The sequence below is a fragment of the Pseudomonas medicaginis genome, assembly GCF_965119365.1.
In the GTDB taxonomy this organism is placed as follows: domain Bacteria; phylum Pseudomonadota; class Gammaproteobacteria; order Pseudomonadales; family Pseudomonadaceae; genus Aquipseudomonas.
In genome coordinates, this window is the sequence record NZ_OZ221631.1 from 4,526,677 (window position 1) to 4,544,436 (window position 17,760).

Sequence of the window (17,760 nt, forward strand, 5' to 3'; positions counted from 1 at the left end):
TCATACGTAATCACTGGCAGCCTCCTCGTCGAGCATGGGAAGGCCGTCCTGCCACCAGGCTGCCAGGTTGTGTACGTGAGGGGCCTTGAGGATCGTGAAGTGATTGCCCGGACCGTACCAGACGCTGAGGTCAGGGATATGCTTGCGCCATCCTTCGATCATTTGTGCCTGTTCGCGTTTGTTGCCGGCCGTGTCCAGGGTCGGATCATTGGCCAACACCAACCGCACCGGTCCGGTGTAGCGATGTTGCGGTTGATAAACCGTGCGCAGGGCCGTACCGAAGGCGCGCGCCGGACCCCGCATCGAATCCACCGCCGAACGCTGCGGCAACATGCCAGCGCGGACCATACCGGCATGCAGCAAGCGCATCTGCGCGGTATCGTCCTGGGCGCCGAAGACCGTTGCATCGATCCCCAGGGACTTGCCGGAGGCCAGCTGCATCGCCTCGATCAATCGATTCAGTACCCCCGTCGCGGTATAGGGCTTGCCCACCACCCCGTTGCCGCCCGGCGACTCACTGTCGATCAGCGTCAACGAGGCCACCTTGCGACCGCGGGCATGCAGGCGGGCCGCCATCTCGAACACGATCCAGCCGCCGAAGGAATGACCGAGCAGATGCACCGGCCCTTCCGGCTGCACCTTGTCGATCGCGTCGAGGTACGCCTGGGCGGCGGTCTCCACGAGGCTGAAAGGCTCTGTGCTGCCGTCCAGCCCTCGGTGTTGCAGCCCATGGATAGGCCATTCCGGACCGAAGGCATCGGTCATCCCGATAAAACCGGTGACGCTGTCGCCGGCACCTGGCACGCAGAAGATCGGTGCCCGGTCGGCGCGCCCGCCCTGGATCGTCAACAGCGGCTGGTAGCCGCTCTTCGGTGAGGGGGCCGGACGCGACGCGGCGGTGTGGAGTGCAGCAGTGATGGCCTGGCCCAATGCCTTGACATGGGGCGCCTGCATCATGCTCTGGTGGTTACCCGGAACCTTGACACAATGCAACTTGGACGTGGGCAGGACAGCGTCCCAGCCCAGGTAGCCGGAGTGCTCGGGCGCGTCGTCCTTGCGTTCTTCGGCCACCAGCAGATGCACCGGCACGGAAATCGGATACACCGTGTAATGGGCCAACGCATGACCGTGGGCCACTTCGCGATCGAGGTACTGCCAGAGCTGCTCCGCGCTGTAGACGGCCAGCTCGGCAGGCAGCACCGCCTCGTCGCGGCAATGCTGCACCAGGCCTGTGAAATCGAATCGATCCAATTGCCCTTGCAGATCGGCCAGTTTCTCCAGGATCGCTGCAAGTACGTCTTCCCCAGGCAACGCAGCCCTCCAGAAAACATCGCAGCGGTCCAGCAGATGCAGCTTGTGGGCCTCGTCCAATGCCCAGCGCGACCGGCCCTGATCCACCAGCCGAGGCAGATAGCTGTCGATGAGACCGACGAACTCGACCTCCTCGTCCAGGCCGATCAACTGGATCGCAGTCTCGTAGGCCAGCACGCCACCGAACGACCAGCCGGCCAGGCGATAAGGCCCTTTGGGTTGTACCGAACGAATGATCCCCACCAGCCGCGAGGCCATGCACTCCATCGTTTGCAACTGCGGCTCACCCCATTCGACGGCAGGCAGGCCATACACCGGGATATCCGGATCGATGTGCTTGCCCAGCATCGGAAAGTACAGGTCCAGGCCGCTGAACTCGTGCACCAGGAACAGCGGATTCTGCTGGCCGGTGGTGCGCACCGGTACGATGGCCTCCTTGACCTGGGCATCCTCGGTGCGGGCCTGCAGCATTGATGCCATCGACGCGACGCTTTCGTGCTGGAACAGCTCGGCCAGCGAGACGGTCAGGTTGGCCTGTGCCAACAATCCGACCAGCCGGATCGCCAGCAATGAATGACCGCCCAGCTCAAAGAAGTTGTCGTGACGACCGATCTGCTCCAGCTTCAGGACGTCAGCCCACAAGCCTGCCAGCGTGACTTCCAGGTCGCCTTGCGGCGCCTCGTAGCCCTGGCTCCCATAAGCGTGCATTTCCGGTACCGGCAACGCTCCGGTGTTGACCTTGCCGTTCAGTGTCAGCGGCAACGACGTCAATCTCACATAGGCCGCCGGGATCATGTATTCCGGCAGCACGGAGCGCAGTTGGGCACGCAGGACGTCCGCATCGAGCCCCCCACCGTTCTCATGCTCGGTGTAATACGCGATCAGGCACTTGTCGCCCGGACTGTCTTCACGCGCGACCACCAGGGCCTCGCGCACCCCATGGCACTCGTGCAAACGGGCCTCGATCTCACCGAGCTCAATACGGAAGCCACGTATTTTGACCTGACCGTCATTGCGATCCAGGTATTCGATGGTGCCGTCGGGCAGCCAGCGGCCAAGATCGCCACTGCGGTACAGGCGCGCGCTGCCCGAATCGCTGAACGGATCGGCAATGAAGCGTTCCTCGGTCAGGTCCGGCCGGTTCAGGTAACCGAGGGCCACCCCGACACCCCCGATATGGATCTCCCCCGCGACACCCACAGGTACCGGTTGGCGCGCGGCATCGAGGATATACACCCGGGTGTTGGCAATAGGACGGCCGATCGGAACACTCGTTGCGCCGTGTGGCACGGCAGAGACCACATGGGTCGTCGCAAAGGTGGTGGTCTCGGTGGGACCATAGCAATGCACCAGCCGCAGCGAAGGAGCATGGGCCAACAGCCGCCGGAAGGAAGCCGGATCACCGCGCTCGCCTCCGCACAGCAGGATCCGCAAGCCTGCCAGGGCATCCGGGATCAAGACCAGGTATTGATTGAACATGGCGGTGGTGACGAACAGCACCGACACCTCGGCCTCTGTCAGCGCCTGGGCGAATTGCGTCGGGCTGAGCAACGTTTCGTGATCAATGATCACAACGCGCCCGCCGTTGAGCAATGCCCCCCACACTTCCATCGTGCTGGCGTCGAACGCCGGGTTCGAGGCGAACGCCACGCGATCCTGTACACCGAAATCCGCGTAGCCGTTATTGATCGCCAATCGGCCTATGGCCAGGTGCGGCACGATCACCCCTTTCGGGTGGCCTGTGGAGCCCGAGGTGTACATGATGTACGCCGGTGTATCGCTGGTTTGACCGGGGAATACCGCCGGCCGTGCAGCCTGGATCAATTGCAGTGTGTCCAGGTCCAATCGCGGCATGTCTTCCGGCAAGGCCCTGTCACGGGTCGTCAACACCAGCACCGCGGCACTGTCTTGCAACATGAACCGCTGCCGCTCCTCGGGCGCATGGTGGTCCAGCGGTACATAGACGGCGGCGCACTTGAGGATCGCCAGTTCGCTGATGATGAGCTCGAACGAACGGTTCAGCATGATCGCGACCCGCGACCCTGGCTGGACGCCCCGTTCAAGCAAACAATGCGCCAGGTGATTGGCTCGCTCGTGCAGCTCCCGGTAGGTGAGTTGCTGCGCCCCATGCTGGAGTGCAATCCCGTCAGGCCGGGCCCTGACCTGGGCTTCGAACAGGCCGTGGACCGTCTCTTCGCGGGGATAGACCGTGTCGGTCGCATTGAAGTCGACCAGCAGTTGCCGGCGTTCCGCCGCCGGCAATATCGCCAGCTCACGCAAAGGTACTTCGGGCGTGCGTTCAAGCGCATCGACCAGGCTTTCCAGCGCCGTGTGCATGTAGCCGCAGATGCGTTCTGCCCCGATGCGCGACTCCGCCAGGGCGGTCAACACGAAGGCCTCGCCGAGGTCGTCGATGTTCAGCGACAGTGGATAGTTGCTCCACTCCTCACCGCCGAGCCCCTCGATCCCGTTCCAGGCCGACTGGGCCTCCTCGGTGACCTGCGTTGCAGTGTGCCGGTAGTTCAGCAGTGCACTGAACAACGGCGTCGACGTAGCGACACCGCTGCAACGCTGTGCCAATGCCAGCGACGCATGTTCGTGTCCCAGCAGCGCGGTGAGACGCGCATGCGTTGCCTTGACGCCTGCCCGGGCCCCGTCGACGCCGACGTCAACCCGCAGCGGCAAGGTGTTGATGAACAACCCTAGCGCCCGATCGGCCCCCTCACCGCCCTGCATCCGGCCCATCAGTACGGTACCGAACACCACGTCTTCGCGCCCGGACACAGCGCCCACCACCCGCGCCCAGGCCAGGTGATGCAGGCTCGCTGCACTGACGCCAAGCAGTCGCGATTGTGTCCGCAGACGACGATTCAAACTGTCGTCCACGCCCAACCGGGCCTGTTCGATGACATGGCTGTCGCCCTGCACGTCCTGCAGACCGAATGGCAGGGTCGGCTCCTGGATATCCTGGAGCATGTCCCTGAAGAATGCCTCGTGGGCGCTTTGCGTCACGCCAAGCCGCGCCTGGGCCACGTAGTTGCGATACGGCACGGCATTGCCCAACTGTGCCTGCTGCCCGAGCAAGTACGCTTGCATATCGTGCTGGATCACCTCCAGCGCGGTGTGATCGAGTGCAATGTGATGAAACAGCAGCAGCGCGACCCAGCGCTGGTGCTCGTCGTCATAGGCACAGGCAAGCCGCATCATGGGCGCCTGGCGCACATCGAGCCGAGAGTGCCGAGGGTCGAAACGCTCACGAAGCTGCGTCACCACGTCCTCGCCCGGCTCGACCGTGCAAGTCTGCACCGCCAGTGGCGCTTCTCGCAGCACCACCTGTACCGGCTCGCGCAAGCCCTCCCAAAGCACAGCCGTGCGCAGGATATCGTGGCGGTCGATCACGCCTTGCAGCGCGCTCACGAACGCATCCAACCGGGCACGGTCCTCTACGTTGAACATGGCCTGCTGCACATAGAGATCGCCCTGCGGCGAAACCATGTGGTGATACAGAATCCCTTCCTGCAATGGCGCCAGGGCGTAGATGTCCTGGACATTGCTCACGCCACCGGGCACCCAGGCGACGATGGCGTCGACTTCCTGCTGGGTCAGGTCGGCAAGCGGCAACATCTGCGGGGTGATCCGCTCACAACCCGGCACGATGCCGTTGTCCGGCACCACGATTTCCGTCGCGCCGCCCACGGCTGCCGCCAACGCGGCCAGGGTCGGCTGGCCGAACAGCACGCGCACATCGGCGCTCAAGCCGGCCTGGCGCATGCGCTCGATCAACGTGACCGCCAACAACGAGTGCCCACCCAATTCGAAGAAGTGGTCATGACGCCCCACCTTTTCGACCTTGAGCAGCTCGGCCCACAGTTGTGCCAGTGTCGTTTCCACAGCGCCCTGCGGCGCTTCGTACTCACGGGTAATCACCGACGCCAGGTCCGGCGCCGGCAATGCCTTGCGATCCAGCTTGCCGTTGGGGGTCAACGGCAATGCCTCAAGCTGCACGTAGGCTGCCGGCACCATGTATTCCGGCAGTTGCGCTAGCAACTGAGCACGCAGGGTTTCGATCTCGACGCGGTGCTCGTCACCGTGCACGGTGAAATACGCCACCAACCGCTTGGACCCCGGCACGTCTTCGCGAGCCAGCACCACGCTTTCCTTGATCGCCTCGTGCCGGGCAAGCTTGGCTTCGATCTCGCCGAGCTCGATACGGAACCCACGGATCTTCACCTGATCGTCGTTACGCCCCAGGTAATCGATGTTGCCGTCCGCCAGGTAACGACCCAGGTCGCCGGTGCGGTACATTCGTGCATTCGGCCGGGGACTGAACGGGTCATCGAGGAAACGCTCGGCCGTCAGTTCCGGACGGTGCAGATAACCCCGCGCCACCTGGACGCCACCAATGTAGATCTCCCCGGCCACGCCCATGGGCACCGGTTGACCATGGGCGTCGAGCAAGTAGATCCGGGTATTGGCGATCGGCTTGCCGATCGGTGTGCTGTCTGGCGTGTCGGCACCGGAACAGTCCCATGCGGTGACGTCCACGGCGGCTTCGGTAGGGCCGTACAGGTTGTGCAAGGCAGTCCGTGGCAGTTGCCCCTTGAAGCGCCGCACCAGATGCCCCGGCAACGCTTCGCCGCTGCACATCACCTGGCGCAACCCCTCGCACTCGCCAGCTTCGCCATGGGCCAGGAACACGTCCAGCATCGACGGCACGAAGTGCATCGTGGTGATGCCGTGCCGCTGGATGGCTTCACGCAGGTACGTCGGGTCGCGATGCCCACCCGGACGCGCCATCACCAGCCGGGCACCGGTGAACAGCGGCCAGAAGAACTCCCACACCGACACGTCGAAGCTGAACGGGGTCTTCTGCAGCACCGCGTCCGCGGCGCTCAGCGGGTAGGCGTCCTGCATCCACAGCAGGCGATTGACCACCGCGCCATGCTCGTTCATCACGCCCTTGGGCAGGCCGGTCGAACCCGAGGTGTAGATGACGTAGGCCAAATGGTTGGCATGCAAGCCCGAGAGCCGCGGATTCCCGGTTGGCTGCGTGGCGAAGGCTTCCTCTTCGAGCACCATCACCCTGGCGGCGGTCGCGGGCAGGCTCGCCTGCAAGGCACGCTGGGTGAGCACCACCGTCGGTGCGCTGTTCTCCAGCATGTAGGCCAGTCGGTCAGCCGGGTAATCCGGATCGAGCGGCACGTAGGCGGCGCCGGACTTGAGAATGCCCAGCAGCGCCGCGACCATGTCCGTGCTGCGGTCCACGCAGATCGCCACGCGGTCATCCGGACGAATGCCCAGGGCAAGCAACCGGTGAGCGATCTGGTTGGCGCGGCCATTCAGTTGGGCGTAGCTCAGTTGCTGCTCTTCGAACACCACGGCGACGGCCTCCGCGGACGCTGCCACCTGTGCCTCGAACAGGCCATGCAGGGTCAGGCCTTGCGGATAGTCGACGGTCGTAGCATTGAACGCTTCCAGCAGATGCTGGCGCTCTGCGTCCTCCAACAGCGGGATCTGCGCCACCAAAGCCTGCTCATCGGCAACCATGGCGCGCAAGATACATTCGAGGTAACCGAGGTAGCGCTCCATCGTGGCCTGGTCGAACAGTGCCGTGGCGTACTCCAGCGAACCGAACAGGCGACCATCGATCAGGGCCATGTCCAGCAACACATCGAACTTGGCGGTACGGCTGGTCACCCCCAGCCCTTGCAAGGACAGGTCGGACAGTTCCATCCCGCCGGCTTCGCTGTTCTGCCACGACAGCATGGCCTGGAACACTGGGCTGTGGGACAGGCTGCGCAATGGCCGGACCACTTCCACCACCTGTTCGAACGGCAGATCCTGATGCGCCTGGGCGCCCAGGGTCTGGGCCTTGACCCGTTGCAGCAAGGTCTCGACGGTCAGCTCGGGCGAAACCTCGACGCGCACCGCCAGGGTGTTGACGAACAAGCCGATCAAGTCTTCGACCTGCGCCTGCATGCGGTTCGCCGTCGGTGTGCCGATGACAACATCATCCTGCCCGGACATCCGGCTCAGCAACGCGGCCCAAGCGGCCATCACCGTCATGAACAACGTGGCGCCATGGCGCTGGCTCAAGGCCTTGAGGCCTTCGGTCAGCGCTTCATCGAAGGCGATCCCTACCGCATGACCGGAATGATCCTGCTGGGCCGGCCGTGGTCGGTCCGTCGGCAAGGTCAGCAATGCCGGTGCACCGGCCAGGGTGTCCTGCCAGTAGCGTTCCTGGCGGCTCAACACCTCGCCGGTGAGCCAGCGCCGCTGCCAGACGGCGTAGTCGGCGTATTGCACCGGCAAGGCCGGCAGCGGGTCGTCCTGGCCTTGGCTGAATGCCGCGTACAGCACGCCCAGCTCACGGGTCAGGACATCGGCGGACCAGCCGTCCGAGACGATGTGGTGCAAGGTCACCAGCAACACATGGTCAGCCTCGCCCATGCGCACCAGGCGACCACGGGCCAGTGGGCCACGGCTCAGGTCAAACGCCTGCCGTGCTTCCTCCCCGGCCATGCGCGACAGCTCGGCCTCGGCATCCGGGTGAGCGGACAGGTCATGCCGTTGCAAGGCGAAGCCGATATCGGCCGGCGCAATGCGTTGCTCCACGTCCTGGCCCTGGACAAAGGTCGTGCGCAAGGCTTCGTGACGGGCGACGATGCGATCCAGGGCATGGCCCAGGGCGGCGGTGTCCAGCGCACCGCGCAGACGCAAGCCGGTGGGGATGTGATACGCCGCGCTGGCGTTGTCCAGCTGCGCGAGGAACCACAGGCGTTGCTGGGCAAACGACAACGGCAATGCCTGCTCGCGGGACACCGGCAGGATGTCCGGCCGGGTGCTGCGTGCCGCTCGGGCCAGGACCTGGGCCAACGCACTCAGCTCGGGTTGGGCAAAAACCTCGTTCAGGCTCAGTTCCACCCCCAACTGCTCGCGCACCTGGGCAATCAAGCGCATCACCAGCAACGAATGCCCACCCAGCTCGAAGAAGTGGTCGTGACGCCCCACCGCTTCGACGCTGAGCATGCCCTGCCAGATCTGCGCCAGGGCGACTTCCATGGCACCTTGCGGCGCCACATGCGTACGACTGGCGAAGGCCTCGGCATCCGGCGCCGGCAGTGCCTGCCGGTCAAGCTTGCGGTTCGGCGTCAGCGGCAGCGCAGCCAGGCTGACGAACGCACTCGGCACCATGTACTCGGCCAGCAGGGTCGACAACTCCGAGCGCAAGGCAGCTGCGCTCAGGGTGATACCGCCGTGCGGCACGACATAGGCCACCAGGCGCTTGTCCCCCGGCGTGTCCTCGCGCACGATCACCGCCGCTTCCTTGACCCCGGCGCAGTGGCTGAGCCTGGTTTCGATTTCACCCAGCTCGATACGGAATCCCCGCACCTTGACCTGGAAGTCATTGCGCCCCAGGTACTCGATGCGTCCGTCCGGACGATAGCGGGCCAGGTCGCCGGTCTTGTACATACGGGCGTCGGGCTGGTCACTGAATGGATCGACGAGGAAGCGTTCGGCATTGATCGCATCGAGGTTCAGGTAACCCCGGGCCACGCCGTCGCCACCGATGTAGATCTCTCCCGCCACTCCGAACGGCACCGGCTGGCGGTGGCCGTCGAGCAGGTAGATACGGGTGTTGGCCATCGGCGTGCCGATGGTGGCGTTGCCGGCCGCGCCGTCGGCGTCGTAGTGCATGTAGGCGGCGGTGCACGATACGGTCGCCTCGGTCGGGCCATAGGTGTTGATCAGCCGGGTATGGGTCGGGCGCACCGCGTCCCACATCTGCAGTTTTTGCATCGACAGAGCGTCACCGGTGACGTTGACCAGGCGCACGTCGCACAGATGATCGCGGGCCTGCGCCGGCGTGCCGTGCCATTCAGCGGCCAGGGAATGCCAATGCGCAGCGGTCAAATGCACGAAGGTTGGCCGGAGCCCGGCGTCCTGCTGCAGCTCGATGCTGCCGAACAGCGCGCGGGTCGGCGCCAGGGTGGCCCCGGTGACCAGCGCCGGGAAAATCTCTTCCACCGACAGGTCGAAGTTCAACGTGTTCTGCTGCAGCACCGTATCGGCCGGCGTCAGTTCGAACAGGCGCGCGGCATCTACGCAGTAGTTGACCAGGCCCCGGTGTTCGATCATCACGCCCTTGGGCGCGCCGGTCGAACCCGAGGTGTAGATCACGTAGGCCAGATGGCGCACGCCGAGGGTCGCCACCACCGGGTTGTCTTCGCGGCCCGCGGCAATGCCGCTGCGTACCCGCTCGACGTAGTCGAGCAGCACCACCGGCGCGGCCAGTGGCGGCAGGCAGTCTTGCACTGCGCGCTGGGTCAACAGCGCTACCGGAGCGCTGTCGGCGATCATATAGGCCAATCGTTCGGCGGGGTACGCCGGGTCCAGCGGCACGTAACCGCCACCGGCCTTGAGTACCGCCAACAGGCCCACCAGCATTTCTGCGCTGCGCTCGACACAGATCGCCACGCGGTCGTCGGGACGGATGCCCAGCCCGATCAGGTGATGGGCCAATTGGTTGGCCTGGCGATTCAGTTCGGCGTAGCTCAGGCGCTCGCCTTCAAATACCACGGCAATGGCCTGCGGCCGAGTCGCGACCTGGGCCTCGAAGAGTTGATGGATTGTCCGTTCACGGGGGTACGGTGCCTGGTTCGCGTTGAGCCCGACCAGCAGACGCTGGCGTTCGGCGTCGTCCACCAGCGCGATCTGCTCGATCAGCGTCTGGTCACTTGCCACCATGGCACGCACCACCCGCTCGAAATAACCGAGGTAACGCTGCACCGTGGCCTCGTCGAACAAGGCCGTGGCGTATTCCAGGGCGCCGAAGATCTGCCCCTGAGCCTCGCCGAGTTCCAGGGACAGGTCGAACTTGGCGATATTGCTCGCCACACCAAGGCTTTCGAGCTTCAGGTCGCCCAACACCAGCTCGCGGTTATCCAGGGTCTGCCAGGACAACATGGCCTGGAACAGCGGGCTGTGGGACAGGCTGCGTACCGGATTGAGCACCTCCACCACCTGCTCGAACGGCAAGTCCTGATGCGCCTGGGCGCCAAGGGTCTGGTGCCTGACCCGCGCCAGCAAAGCCTCGACCGTCGGTGCGCCCGAAACATCGATACGCACGGCCAGGGTGTTGACGAAGAAGCCGATCAGCCCTTCGACTTCCGACCGTGTGCGGTTGGCTACCGGCGAACCGATCACCACGTCGTCCTGCCCGCAAAGGCGACTCAACAACGCCGCCCAAGCCGCCATCAACGTCATGTACAGGGTGACGCCGTGACGCTGGCTCAAGGTTTTGAGATTGGCCGTCAGCTCGGCGTCGAACGCCAGGGGCAGCGCCGCCCCGCTGTAGTCCTGCTGCGCCGGGCGCGCCCGGTCCGTCGGCAGCATCAACAACGCTGGCGCATCGGCCAGGGTTTGCCGCCAGTAGCGACTCTGGGCCTGCAACACGTCGCCGCTCAGCCAGCGGCGTTGCCACAGGGCGTAGTCGCCGTATTGCACGGCCAGCGCCGGCAGCGGATCGTCCAGGTCATGCCGGAACGCTTCGTAGAGCGCTGCCAGTTCCTTGACCAACACACCCATGGACCAGGCATCCGAAACGATGTGGTGCATGGTCACCAGCAGCACATGCTCCTCGTCACCCAGGCGGATCAACCGACCGCGGATCAGCGGGCCGTGCTCCAGGTCGAAGGCGTCGACGGCTTCCCGCACCGCCAAGGCGTGTACTTCGGTTTCGGCATCGATCCGCTCGGAAAAGTCATGCTGCAGCAAGGCAAAACCGCTATCGGCCGCGGCGATACACTGCCGGGGCTCCTCGCCCTGGGCCTGGACGAAAGTCGTCCGCAACGCCTCATGACGGGCAACGATGCGATCCAGTGCCCGTTGCAGGGCGACGCAGTCCAGCGTGCCGCACAGACGCAGGCCGGCCGGCATGTGGTAGGCCGAGCTGGCCCCTTCCATCTGCGCCAGGAACCACAGGCGCTGTTGGGCGAACGATAGCGGCAGGGGTTCGTCGCGGGAGGCCCTGACGATCTCCGGCAATGTGCTGCGCCCGGCCTGGGACACGGCCTGTGCCAGTTCCATGAGTCCGGGATGAGCAAATAGAGCGGTGAGGCTCAGCTCCACGCCCAGGCGCAAACGGACCTGGGAGATCAGTTGCATCGCCAGCAATGAATGGCCGCCCAATTCGAAGAATTGGTCGTGACGGCCGACCTGTTGCAGGCCCAGCAGGTCCTGCCAGATCTGCGCCAGGGCGGTTTCGACTTCGCCTCGGGGGGCTTCGTAGTCGCGGGTGATGACCGAATCCAGGTCGGGGGCCGGCAGGGCCTTGCGGTCGAGCTTGCCGTTGGGGGTCAACGGCATGGCATCGAGGCGAACGTAGGCCACGGGCACCATGTATTCCGGCAATTGCCCTTGCAGGTGGCGACGCAGGGTTTCGATGTCCACCGTTTCTGACTGGGTGAAATAGGCGACCAGACGCTTATCGCCGGGCACGTCTTCACGGGCCAGCACCACGGCTTCCGTCACGGCATCGTGCCGGGCGAGCTTGGCTTCGATTTCACCCAGTTCGATACGGAAACCACGGATCTTCACCTGGTCGTCGTTGCGGCCCAGGTATTCGATGTTGCCATCCGGCAGGTAGCGGCCGAGGTCGCCGGTCTTGTACATCCGGGCGTTTGGAACCGCGCTGAATGGATCTTTCAGGAAGCGTTCAGCCGTCAGATCGTCACGATTGAGATATCCGCGAGCGACCCCGGCACCGCCGATGTAGATCTCTCCCGGCACGCCCAGCGGCACCGGTTGCTTGTGCTCATCGAGCAGATAGAACTGGGTGTTCGCCACAGGCTTGCCGATGTGCGCGGCAAACCCGTCTTCACGAGCCATCGAGACCCAACTCGAATAGGTCGTGGTTTCCGAAGGGCCGTAGAGGTTGCACAGACGCTTGACCGAAGTCTGTTCAAACAGTGTTTCCACGAGGCTGCGCTTGAGGGCTTCGCCGGCCACGTTGACTGTATCGACACCTTCACTCAAACCACCGGATTCCAGCAACGCCTTGAGCGCCGACGGCACGGTGTTGACCAGGGTGATGTCGTGCTCGCCCTGTTGCAGTTCCAGCACATTAGTGACCACCTCGATGCTGCCGCCCGACGTCAACGGTGCAAAGCACTCGTACACGGCCAGGTCAAAGTTCAGCGAGGTCGAGAACAAGGTTTTCGACAGGGTTTGGGCATCGAACGAACGATGGGCCCAGGTCAGGAAGTTCACCGTATTGCGGTGCTCGATCATCACGCCTTTGGGCAAACCAGTGGAACCGGAGGTGTAGATCACGTAGGCCAGATGCGCCGACGTCAGGCCGTCGACCTGCGGATTGGGCGCTGCCTCGTCCTGCCAGATGCCTTTGTCGAGATCGATCAACGGGACCACCGTCTCGCCCAGCAAGCCACGTGTGGCCGTCTGCACCAGGATCGCCGCCGGGGCGCTGTCCTCGAGCATGTAGGCAATCCGATCCGCCGGATACGCCGGATCCAGCGGCACATAACCGCCACCCGCCTTGAGGATCGCCAGCAAGCCCACGACCATGTCGAGGCCACGCTCGACACAGATCGCCACCCGCGAGTCGGGCTGCACACCCTGTTTGCGCAGGTAATGGGCCAAGCGGTTGGCGAGCCCATTGAGCTCGCGATAGTTGAGCTGGTGCCGGCCATGGCGCACCGCCAGCGCATCCGGCGTGCGCCGCACCTGGTCCTCGAACAAGCCGTGAATGGTCTGTTCCAGTGGATACTCGGCGTCAGTGGCGTTGAACGCCACCAGCAATTGCTCGCGGTCGTCGGCCGGTACAATCGTCAACTCGCGCAACGGGGCGTCAGGTGCATGCTCCAGCGCCTGCACCAGGCTCTCCAGCGCCCTATGCATGTAGCCGCAGACACGTCGCGCACCCACTTCGACCACCGCCTGGGCCGTCAGCAGGAAACCTTCGCCGAGGTCGTCGACGTTCAGGCACAACGGGTAGTTGGTCCGCTCTTCCATGCCCAGGGTGTGAATCCCGTGCCAGGCCGAGATGGCCTGCTCGGACGCGGCTTCACCGGCGCTGTGTCGATAGTTCAACAGGGTGCTGAACAATGGAAGCGAGGCCGGTACGCCGCTGCAGCGCTGGGCCAACGCCAGGGAAGCATGTTCATGCCCCAACAATCCGCTCAACCGGGCGTGGGTGGCCTTCACGCCTGTACGGACGTCGGTATGCCCCACACTCACCCGCAGCGGCAAGGTATTGATGAACATCCCCAGCGCCCGGTCGGCACCCTCGCCGCCCTGCATCCGGCCCATCAGTACGGTGCCGAACACCACTTCTTCACGCCCTGAGACGCGCCCGACCACCTGGCCCCAGGCCAGGTGGACCAGGCTCGCCGCACTCACCCCCAGCTGACGGGCCTGCGCCCGCAAGCGCTGGGCCAATGCCCCATCCACGCCTTGTTGCACTTCTTCGATGCCGCTGCCGTCGCCCTGCACATTCAGCAGACCGAACGGCAACGTCGGTTCGTCGATGTCACCCAGCATGTCGCGGAAGAACGCTTCGTGCTGTTCGCGACTCACGCCCAACCGGGCCTGGGCGACATGATTGCGGTACGGCACAGCCGGTGCGAGCAGCTCTGCCTGGTCCAGCAGGCTGGCCTGCATTTCATGCACCACCACCTCAAGGGCGGTGTGGTCCAGCGCCACGTGATGGAACAGCAGCATGCCGACCCAACGCTGGTTCGCCAGATCCTGGGCGTAGGCCAGCCGCATCAACGGTGCCTGGGCAATGTCGAGGCGGTAGTGACGCGGGTCGAAGCGTTCGTGCAACTGCTGCACTGCATCGCCCGCCGCCGGATCCAGCCCGACTTCTTCAAGAGCCAGCGTCGCGTGACGCCAGACCACCTGCACCGGTGACTCCACGCCCTGCCAGGCCATGCTGGTGCGCAGGATATCGTTACGCGACACCACGCTCTGCAAGGCCTGGGCAAAGGCTTGCAGGCGCTCGCGACTGTCAAAGCCGAACATCACCTGCAACACATAGGGGTCGCCCTGCTCCGCGGCCAGGTGATGGTAGAGAATGCCTTCCTGCAACGGCGCCAGGGCATAGATGTCCTGCACGTTGGCGACGCCGCCAGGCACGGCGGCCACGATCCGGTCGATGGCCTCCTGGTCCAGATCGGCCAGGGGCAACATGTCCGGGGTGATTCGCGTACAACCAGCGGGAATGAGGTTGGCCGGCACCACGACGTCTGCGTGTCCGCCGACCGCAGCAGCCAGCGCAGCCAATGTCGGCTGGCCGAACAGCACCCGCACGTCGGCGCTCAGATCCACCTGGCGCATGCGCTCGATCAGCTTCACCGCCAGCAGCGAATGACCGCCCAGTTCGAAGAAATTGTCGTGGCGACCTACTCGTTCGAGCTTGAGCAAATCCTGCCAGATCCGGGCAATGGCGCTTTCCACTTCCCCTTGGGGAGCTTCGTATTCGCGGCTGATCACCGCCGATTGATCCGGTGCCGGCAACGCCTTGCGATCCAGCTTGCCATTGGTGGTCAGCGGGAAGGCTTCGAGCACCACGAAGGCACTCGGCACCATGTAGTCCGCCAGCGAGCCCAGCAACTGCGTGCGCAGCTCGGCAGCCGCTGGCTGCGCGTCTTCCTTGGCGATGACATAAGCCACCAGGCGCTTGTCGCCCGGCGCGTCCTCACGGGCGATGACCACCGCCTCTCTGACCCCTTCGCAAGCCGCCAGCGCGGCCTCGATCTCGCCCAGTTCGATACGGAAACCACGGATCTTCACCTGGTCGTCGTTACGCCCCAGGTATTCGATGCTGCCGTCCGCCAGCCAGCGACCCAGGTCGCCGGTCTTGTACATGCGGGCGTTCGGCTCATGGCTGAACGGGTTATCCAGGAAACGCTCGGCGGTCAGCTCGGCGCGATTCAGATAACCGCGACTCACACCTGCGCCACCGACGTACATCTCACCCACCACGCCCACCGGCACCGGCTCGCGCCGGGCGTCGAGCACGTACAGTTGCAGGTCGGGAATGCGCCCGCCAATCGGGCTGACGCCGACCAACTGCGCATCCGCCGCATACAGCGCACGATAGGTCACGTGCACGGTGGTTTCGGTGATGCCGTACATGTTGACCAACTGCGTCTGGGCATTGATCTCACGGGCGTACCACGGCTTGAGAATGCCGGTTTCCAACGCTTCGCCGCCGAAGATCACCTGGCGCAGGCTGTGGCCCAGGTCGCTTTCGCCCTGGGCCGCGATCAACTGGCGGAATGCGCTTGGGGTCTGGTTCAGCACCGTGACGCCCGCCTTGCACAACAGCGCGTAGCAGTCCTGCGGCGAACGGCTGACCAGTTGCGGCACCACCAACAGGCGGCCGCCATGGGTCAGCGCGCCCCAGATTTCCCAGACCGAGAAGTCGAAGGCGAAGGAATGGAACAGCGCCCAGACGTCCTGCGGGCCGAAATCGAACCACGGCTGGGTGGCCGAGAACAGCCGGGCCACGTTGCGGTGCTCGACCATTACGCCCTTGGGCAAACCGGTGGAGCCGGAGGTGTAGATCACATAAGCCAGATGACTGGAATTCAACCCCGCCACCTGCGGATTGCGGACGGATTGGTCCTGCCAGTCGCGACCATCGAGATCGACCACAGCGACCGGACTGTCGGCCAACAAGCGACGTGTCGCGGTCTGTGCCAACACGGCCACAGGCGCACTGTCCTGCAACAGGTAGGCGAGGCGTTCGGCCGGATAGGCCGGATCCAGCGGCACATAACCGGCGCCCGCCTTGAGGATGCCCAACAGGCCGACGATCATGTCCAGGCCACGCTCGACACAGATCGCCACACGGTCATCCGGGCGAATGCCCAGGACCAGCAAATGATGCGCGAGCCGGTTGGCCCGGGCATTGAGTTCACCGTAGGTCAGCGTCCGGCTCTCGAACACCACGGCCACGGCATCAGGTTGTGTCGCCGCGCGTGCCTCGAACTGCCCATGGACCAGCGCATTGTCGGCGTAGGCCACATCCGAAGCATTCCAGGTCTCCAGCAGTTGCCGGCGCTCGGCCGGCGGCAGGATCTGCAACTCGTTCAATGGCGCCAGGGGCGACTGCTCCAGCGCCTCCAGCAGATGCTCCAGCACGCATTGCACATAGCCGCAGACACGCCCGGCGCCGATCGACGCTTCAGCCATGACGGTCAGGTTGAAGCCTTCGCCCAGGTCATCCACCGACAACGTCAGCGGATAGTTGGTCCGCTCTTCGCCGCCCAGTACCTGGATACCTTCCCAGGCCGCGATGGCTTCGCTGGAAGCCGTCTGCGCACCGAGGTGACGATAGTTCAGCAGCGCGCTGAACAACGGTGCCGGCGCGGTCACGCCACTGCAACGCTGGGCCAGCACCAAAGAGGCATGCTCATGGCCGAGCAAAGCGGTCAAGCGTGCATGGGTCGCCTTGACCCCGGCACGTACGCCCTGCGTGCCCAGCTCCACCCGCAACGGCAAGGTGTTGATGAACATCCCCAGTGCCCGGTCGGCGCCCTCGCCGCCCTGCATCCGGCCCAGCAACACGGTGCCGAACACGACGTCGTCCTTGCCCGAGACACAGCCCAGCACCTGCGCCCAGGCCAAGTGATACAAGCTCGCCGCGCTCACCCCGAGTTGACGGGCCTGCGCCCGCAAGCGCTGGCTGAGCGCGCCATCGACCGGCTGGCGGACTTCTTCGATCCCACGTCCGTCGCCCTGCACATCCAGCAGGCCGAACGGCAACGTCGGCTCGGTCACATCGCCCAGCATCTCGCGGAAGAACCCTTCGTGTTCTTCTCGACTGATGCCCAGACGGGCCTGGGCGACATAGTTGCGATACGGCACCGAGGCTGCCAGCAGATGCTCGCGCCCCATCACATGGGCTTCGATTTCCGCCGTGAGCATGGCCAGGGACGTCGCGTCGTCGACCATGTGGTGGAACAGCAGCATGCCGACCCAGCGATTGTTCGCCACGTCTTCGGCATAGCCGATGCGCATCATCGGCGCCTGACGGATGTCCAGGCGATGATGGCGAGGGTGCAGGTGCTCACGCAGTTGTTGCGCGATATCTCCCGCCGCCGGGTCCAGCACGATCTCATCGAGCCCCAGTCGGGCCTCGCGCCAGACCACTTGCACAGGTTCGTCCAGCCCTTCCCAGACCACGCCCGTGCGCAGGATATCGTGGCGAGACACCACGTCTTGCAACGCCCTGGCGAAGTCGTCCAAGCGGGCGCGGCTGTCGTAGGTGAACTGTACATATTGCAGATAGGGGTCGCCCTGGGCTGCCGCAAGGTGGTGATACAGGATCCCCTCCTGCAATGGAGCAAGGGCATAGATATCCTGCACGTTGCGTACACCGCCCGGCACCGACGCGACGACGCGGTCGATACCGTCCTG

At 64.6% G+C, this 17,760-nt stretch carries 1 protein-coding gene (only partly in view); it reads right to left on the reverse strand.

Translation table 11 applies throughout. The annotated features are described in order from the left end of the window. Positions 1 to 17,760: the 3' portion of a non-ribosomal peptide synthase/polyketide synthase gene (locus tag ACMTA2_RS31555; protein ID WP_490166885.1), read on the reverse strand. Its footprint extends 13,137 nt past the window's final position; 17,760 of the gene's 30,897 nt are visible here — the last part of the coding sequence; its start codon lies beyond the right edge, outside the window; it ends in the stop codon at positions 1 to 3.